Genomic DNA, 6,505 nt, shown 5'->3' on the forward strand with positions numbered 1-6,505 from the left:
CGCGTCGATCCTGGCCTTGATGGTCGGCGCGATCACCATCGCTGCCGGGGTGTTCCGCCTCGGATTCATCGCCGATCTGCTGTCCAAGCCGACCCAGATCGGCTACATGAACGGCCTGGCCCTGACGATCGTGATCGGGCAGCTGCCCAAGCTGTTCGGCTTCTCCGTGGACGGCGACGGCCTGATCGCCGAGGCCGCACTGTTCGCGCAGGGAGTGATCGACGGGCGCACCGTTCCGGCCGCGCTGGCCATCGGCGCGGGCAGCCTCGCGGTCATCCTGTTGCTCAAGCGGTTCGTCCCGCGGATCCCCGGCGTTCTGGTGGCCACGGTCCTGGCCATCGGCGCGGTGGTCCTGTTCGGGTTGGCCGACCGCGGGGTCAAACTGGTCGGCGTGCTGCCGGAGGGCTTCCCGCCCTTCACCATCCCGACGGTGCCCCTGGGCGACCTCGGCCTGCTGTTCGCCGGCGCCCTGGGGATCGCACTGGTCTCGCTGACCGACACGATCTCCACGGCCAGCGCGTTCGCCGGCCGCCGCGGCGAGGACGTCGACGGCAACCGGGAGATGATCGGCATCGGCGCCGCGAACGTGGCCGCCGGCTTCTTCCAGGGGTTCCCGGTCTCCACCAGCGGGTCGCGGACCGCGGTCGCCGAGCAGAACGGTGCCCGGTCCCAGGTCACCGGGCTGGTCGGGGCCGGCGCGGTCACGCTGATGCTCGTCTTCTTCCCCGGACTGCTGCGCAACCTGCCGCAGCCGACGCTGGCCGCCATCGTCATCGCGGCATCGGTCTCGCTGGCGGATCTGCCGGGTCTGCGGCGGCTGTGGCGGCAGCGCCGGTCCGACTTCGCGCTGGCGATGGCGGCGTTCCTCGGCGTGGCCCTGCTCGGCGTGCTGCCGGGCATCGCGATCGCCGTCGCGTTCTCCGTGCTGAACGTGTTCAGCCGGGTGTGGCGGCCGGACCGGGCCCAGCTCGGCAAGGTCGCCGGGCTGAAGGGCTACCACGACACCGGCAGCTACCCGGACGCCGCACTCTTGCCCGGACTGGTCCTCTACCGCTTCAGCGGTCCGCTGATCTTCGCCAACGCCAACACCTTCCGCGACGACCTGCGCCGGATCGCCGAGGCCACGCCGCGGCCGCGCTGGATCGTGGTGACCGCCGAACCGATCACCGATGTCGACACCACCGCGGCGGACATGCTCGCCGAACTCGATGAATGGCTCAATGCCCGCGGCGTCGACATGGTGTTCGCCGAGGTCAAGGATCCGGTCAAGGCCAAGATCGACCGCTACGAGCTGACCTCCCGCATCGAGCCGAGACACTTCTTCCCCACCATCGGGTCGGCGGTGGACGCGTACCGGGAGCAGTCCGGCACGGACTGGCCCACCGCCGGAGACCCAGCCGGGCCCTTCGCCTAGCGAGTGGTGCGGGTCGGTTTCCGAGCGAACTGCCACCGACGGCCGAGTCCGCTTCGGGTGCACCGATGGCTGCCTTCGCCGCGTACGCCGATGGCGAGATGGCAGGGCCGGCCGGATGGCGCCGGCCGGGATCCCGGGCGGGGTCGATCAGCCGTGCTGGACGACCTCGAACCCGTTTCGATCGGGGTCGGCGAAGCTGAACATGGGCGGCACACCGGGCCAGGCCAGCAGCTCGCCGACCTGTACGCCAGCCGCGGCCAGGGATTGGTGCAGCGCCGCCGCGTCCGCGGTGGTGAACCGGACACCGACCTCCCGGCCGGACGGGGTCGTCCCGGAGGCCGGGATCAGTGCGACCGACGTGCCGCCGCCGCTGGGTGCGACCTCGATCCACCGGCCACCGAGCTGCGGCAGCGGGACGTCCATCCGGACCTCGAAGCCGAGCGTTCCGACGTAGAACTCCAGGGCGTGGTCCTGGTCACTGACGGGCACTCCGATGGTGTGGATCCCATCGATCCGGCCGGCGCCGTGTACGCCGGAGTCCGTGGACGCGGCGGAGCCCGCCGGGGCGGGCTGGACAGGAGTGGTCATGTGGTCCTCCGAGGTGGGCTGATGGGCGGCGCCCGGTCGCACCGGTCACGCGAGGTCACCATGATCGACCGCCGGCGGGGACGAAACTGATCGCATGTCGACCCGTGAGCACCAGCCACCTTCCGGCGGCACCGCCCCGTGCGCGACCCCCGCCAACGTCATCCCCGCCGACGACGTCATCGCAGGCGCGACCCCCACCGGCCGCGCCAGTCCGAGCGGGCCGGCGTCGGCGGGCGACTGGCCGGCCGACCTTCCCCGGCCGATCCGGGAGGAGCCGTTGGACGGCGGATACATCGGCCGCACCACCCTGGCAACCCTCGCCGACGGTCGCGAGGTGGTCGTCAAACGGTGCCCCTACCCGGTCGATCAGGAGGCCGTCGGGCTGGCCGCGCTGCCCGCGGCCGGAGCCCCGGTGCCCGCCGTCCTCGGCGCGGCCGCGCACACACTGGTGCTGGAGCACGTCACCGGTGATCCGGACTGGGCCGGGCTGGGCCGCGCCGTCGCGCGGCTGCACCGGACGGTCGCCGATCGGTTCGGCTGGCCGACACCGAACTTCCACGGCCGGTTCCCGCAGGACAACACCTGGACCGACACCTGGCCCGCCTTCTACGTCGACCGACGGGTGCGGCCCCAGCTGGCGCGGGCCGACCTCCCCACCGAACTGCGCACCCGGATCGGCACGGCCTGTGACGGCCCCCTGCCGGAATTGCTGCGCCCGAACCCACCCGCCTCGCTCACCCACGGCGATCTGTGGCCGGGCAACATGATCGGCGGCCGGGCGTTGGTGGACCCGGCCGTCAGCCATGCCGATCGCGAACTGGATCTGGCCTACCTCAGCCTGTCGGACAGCCTGCCGGGCGAGTTCCTCTCGGCCTACGAGCGGGAGTACCCGGTCGATCCCGGCTTCCCCGAGCGCCGTCCGGCGCTGCTGCTGCACAAGCACCTGGTCAACGTGCGCCACTTCGGCGTACGGAGCCTGCCGCAGCTCTGGGCGCTGCTCGAGCACTACGGGTGGTAGCCGCGCCGGGCTGCCGGCGGTCGCGTTGCTGCGCCGCTCAGCGCGCGCCCAGCGCCTTGCCCACCCCGGAACGGACGGTCCGCGCCCCCAACAGCGGGATCAGGGCGGCGACCAGGTGGCCCTTCCAGCCGTTGGCGTGCCGCTCCAACCGCACCTGCACCTTGCTGCCGGTGCCGTCCGGCGTGATCCGGTAGTCCCACCGGGACCCGGCCGCCCAAAGGTTGGATTCCGTCGTCACCGCGGTGATGGTGCCGGCCGCGACGTCCCAGTCGTAGCGTTCGCGTTCCCAGCCGAGCTTGTTGCCTTCGGTCACGTCCGCCCAGCTGTCCCCCACCTCGTGCACGACGAGGGTGGACTGGTCGACGTTGGGGAACGCCTGCGCCCGGCCCGGGCCGAAATCGGTCAGGATCCGGAGCGCGTCGGCCGGGGCGAGATCGGTGGTCACGGTCGCGTGGATGACGGGCATGGCTCGACGGTACGGACCCGCCTCGCGTTCAGCGACGGCGGCGGCGCTTGCGGGTCGCGCCGCCGGTCATCATGTCGGTCCACGCGTTGATCAGCTTGGTCTGCTCCCGCTTGGCCGACCGCTTCGCCTCGGTGGTCGCCTTGCCGCGAGCGGTGTTGGCCACCCGGTTCGCCGCGCTGAGGTAGGCACTCATGAACGGGTTCTTGGCCATCGCGCACTCCTTCTCGGGGTCATGGTCGGGCGGGTGCCCTGGTCGCCGGGCTCCGCCGCCGTCCGACCCCCGCACGGCGGAACCGCGCCGGGGCCCCCATACAACGGTTCCCCCCGATCGTGGCCCCCCCGCCGGCCGGCGGGTGGCGCCGGGCCCTTATACGGCGACGGACCCGGTCGACCGGCCCCGGCCGGCGCTGCGCCGGACGGTCCGACCTCGACCGGGTCGGCTCCCACCGCCGGCTCGGCCCCGACGACCGGCGCGGGCGCGCCCGCACCGTCCGACCCGCCGGCCCCGGTGCTACCGGCGACCGGACCGCCCGCGACGATCTCGTCGTCGTCCTCGGGCAGGGGCTTGAGCAGCGACAGCGCGATGGACACGGTGAGAGCGACCACGATGACGCCCAGCGACACCAGCGACGGGATCTCCGGGATGGCCGGGTTGATCACCTTGTGGCCGGCCTGCAGGAACAGCTTGACGCCGATGAAGGCGAGGATGAACGCCAGGCCCTTGCCCAGGTAGTGGAACTTCTTCAGCATGCCGGCGAGCAGGAAGTACAGGGCGCGCAGACCCAGGATGGCGAAGGCGTTGCTCGAGTAGATGATGAAGGTGTTGTCGCTGACCGCGAGCACGGCGGGCACGCTGTCGACGGCGAAGACCAGGTCGGCGGCCTCGATGGCGACCACCACGGCCAGCAGCGGGGTGGCGATGCGCTTGCCCGCCTCCTTGTAGAAGAACTTGGTGCCGCGGTACTCGTCGGAGACCGGGATCAGCTTGCGGAGCAGACGGACCGCGAAGCTCTTGCCCGGGTCGACGGTCTCGTCGTCGTCGCGGAGCAGCTTGATGGCGCTCCAGATCAGGATGGCGCCGAAGACGAACAGCACCGCGGTGAAGGTGGACACGATCGCCACGCCCAGCGCCAGGAAGATGCCGCGGAAGATCAGCGCACCGAGAACGCCGTAGAACAGCACCCGGTGCTGGTACTCACGGGGCACCTGGAAGTACCCGAAGATCAGCGCGAAGACGAACAGGTTGTCGACCGACAGCGACTTCTCCAGCAACCACGCGGTGGTGAAGTCGATGGCCGCGCCGCTGCCCATGGTGAACCAGACGACGACGGCGAAGACCAGCGAGAGCGCCACCCAGATGGCGCTCCAGATCGCGGCTTCCTTGAACTTGATGACGTGCGCGCCGCGGTGGGCGAGCAGGTCGATGGCCAGCATGATCAGGACCACGGCACCGAAGGCGGCCCAGGCCCACAGGGGGACGGTCACGGGGATCTTGACTCCGATCGGGTCGGGACGGCGTCGGCGGTGGGTGCCGACCCGTCCAGAGTGCCGGGGATCGGACTGCCGATCCACGGCAGTTTCCGGCGAAGATCAGGCGTCGGACTTTGCCGGATTCCGGCAGTCAAGAGCGCAGCGGTGCCGGCTGATCGGCCGAGATCTCGATCCGGTCACGATCGGGGGTCGATCGGCGACGGTCCTGCAGGGGCCGGCGGCTCGACCGGTCCCAGCAGCCGGGCGCCGATGAGGGCCGTCTGCAGCTCCAGCCGGTGCCGGGCGTCCGCCGGGTCGCGTCCGGTCAGGGCGGTGATCTTGGCCAGCCGGTAGGTGAGCGCGCGCACGGACAGGTGCAGCGACCGGGCCGCCTCGGTCGCGTTGCCACCGGCCGCGAAGTACGCCTCCAGGGTCTCCAGCAGCGGCCCGGATCCGCCGCGTGCGGCGGACAGCGGCGCCAGCACCGCCGCGACCAGGTCCCGCATGGCCGACTCGTCGCGGATCAGGACCCGGTACAGCAGCAGATCGGCGGCGTCGACCACGGCGTCGGCCGCTCCCAGCCGCCGGCCCAGTTCCAGCGCCTCGACGGCCTGCGCGTAGGACTGGCCCACCCCGACCGGACCCTGCTGCGCCTGTCCGACGCCCATCCGCCAGGGCCCCACGTCGGCGATCCGGCGCAGCCGCACCCCGGCCGCACCGTCGGCCTCGCCGGCCGGTCCCGGGGTCGGCAGCGCGCCGGTCAGGGCCCGCACCACCTGGTCGATCGCCGCCCGGTCGGGCGCGGCGAAGACGACGACGAGCGCGCCGTCCTTGGTGGCCACCAGGGCATCGGCGTCGGCCTTGCTGCCCAGGACCGACCGTTCCAGCACCGAGGTCAACGGCGAGGACTCGACGAACGGCCGCTCGGCCCGGACCACCGCGACGGCGTGCGGGCCGGCCAGGTTCAGGCCGAACGTCGCCGCCCGTTCGGCCAGTCCGGCCGCCGCCTGGGCCCCGCCGAGCAGCAGGTCCTCGACGAATGTGCGGCGGGCCGCGGCCTGCGCGGCGATCACCTCGCGGCGCGCCAGCTGGTAGCCCTCGGTCAGCGCGGCGACCGCGTCGTCCATGGCCCGCAGCATCATCTCCCCCGCCCGCACCACCCCGGCCGGGTCGGCGGCGGCGTCCCGCACGGCCGGCAGGTGGGCCCAGAGCCGCCAGGCGGCCGACAGGTGCAGGTCCAGCAGCGCCCGCAGGGCCACGCCGGACTCGGCCGCCCGCCGGCCGCTGCGGTCGCACCGGCGCAACGCCGCCCGCGGCAGCCGGTCGCCGGCGACGGCCGCCGCGACCAGCGCCTCGGGGAAGTCACCGAGCAGGGATTCGTCCAGATCGCCGGCGTCCGCCGCAGCGGCGGCCGCGATCGCCCGGAGGGTGGCGGGAGGCACCGGCATGGTCGTTCACGCTAATGGCCCGCGGGGCCGGGCCGTTCCCGGGCCGGTCCGCCCTCGAGCACCGGCGGCGCAGGAGCCGGTGCTCGGGAGCCCCTGGAGTC

6 protein-coding genes and 1 pseudogene are annotated in these 6,505 nt (G+C 72.7%); 2 read left to right on the forward strand and 5 right to left on the reverse strand.

Annotation, left to right across the window (positions count from 1 at the left end; all coding sequences use genetic code 11):
• The coding region (locus tag ACOJUF_RS06510; protein ID WP_420121050.1) for a SulP family inorganic anion transporter at positions 1 to 1,414 on the forward strand (1,414 nt) is incomplete at its 5' end.
• A gap of 147 nt (positions 1,415 to 1,561) precedes the next feature.
• Here ACOJUF_RS06510 and ACOJUF_RS06515 read toward each other — a convergent pair.
• A complete protein-coding gene (locus ACOJUF_RS06515) occupies positions 1,562 to 2,002 on the reverse strand; it encodes a VOC family protein (protein WP_420121051.1) in 441 nt (146 codons plus the stop codon).
• 94 nt (positions 2,003 to 2,096) lie between these two features.
• On the opposite strand from ACOJUF_RS06515, the gene ACOJUF_RS06520 reads away from it, so the two are divergent.
• Positions 2,097 to 3,020 carry a fructosamine kinase family protein gene (locus ACOJUF_RS06520; protein ID WP_420121052.1) on the forward strand — a complete coding sequence of 308 codons (924 nt, stop codon included), beginning with the start codon at positions 2,097 to 2,099 and terminating at the stop codon, positions 3,018 to 3,020.
• 37 nt (positions 3,021 to 3,057) lie between these two features.
• Here ACOJUF_RS06520 and ACOJUF_RS06525 read toward each other — a convergent pair whose 3' ends face one another.
• The 4 genes and pseudogenes from ACOJUF_RS06525 to ACOJUF_RS06540 all read right to left on the reverse strand — a co-directional run bounded on the left by ACOJUF_RS06525 (position 3,058) and on the right by ACOJUF_RS06540 (position 6,404).
• Complete coding sequence (locus ACOJUF_RS06525; RefSeq protein WP_420121053.1) at positions 3,058 to 3,486, reverse strand: SRPBCC family protein; 429 nt, start codon at positions 3,484 to 3,486, stop codon at positions 3,058 to 3,060.
• A 28-nt stretch (positions 3,487 to 3,514) separates the two neighbouring features.
• The gene (locus ACOJUF_RS06530; protein WP_420121054.1) at positions 3,515 to 3,697 is read right to left on the reverse strand and encodes a hypothetical protein; all 183 of its coding nucleotides are present in this window, start codon (positions 3,695 to 3,697) and stop codon (positions 3,515 to 3,517) included.
• 290 nt (positions 3,698 to 3,987) lie between these two features.
• Positions 3,988 to 4,971 (reverse strand): annotated as a pseudogene (locus ACOJUF_RS06535) (TerC family protein); the annotation flags it as partial.
• Between the two features lie 182 nt (positions 4,972 to 5,153).
• Entirely contained in the window at positions 5,154 to 6,404 is a 1,251-nt protein-coding gene (locus ACOJUF_RS06540; protein WP_420121055.1) for a PucR family transcriptional regulator, read from the reverse strand.
• Positions 6,405 to 6,505: the final 101 nt, after the last annotated feature.

This window comes from Nakamurella sp. (assembly GCF_048594475.1).
GTDB lineage: Bacteria > Actinomycetota > Actinomycetes > Mycobacteriales > Nakamurellaceae > Nakamurella.

Coding starts and splice junctions, on each gene's coding strand:
- ACOJUF_RS06520 (WP_420121052.1), top strand. CDS start 2,097: ATGTCGACCCGTGAGCACCAGCCACCTTCCGGCGGCACCGCCCCGTGC.
- ACOJUF_RS06530 (WP_420121054.1), bottom strand. CDS start 3,697: ATGGCCAAGAACCCGTTCATGAGTGCCTACCTCAGCGCGGCGAACCGG.
- ACOJUF_RS06525 (WP_420121053.1), bottom strand. CDS start 3,486: ATGCCCGTCATCCACGCGACCGTGACCACCGATCTCGCCCCGGCCGAC.
- ACOJUF_RS06540 (WP_420121055.1), bottom strand. CDS start 6,404: ATGCCGGTGCCTCCCGCCACCCTCCGGGCGATCGCGGCCGCCGCTGCG.
- ACOJUF_RS06515 (WP_420121051.1), bottom strand. CDS start 2,002: ATGACCACTCCTGTCCAGCCCGCCCCGGCGGGCTCCGCCGCGTCCACG.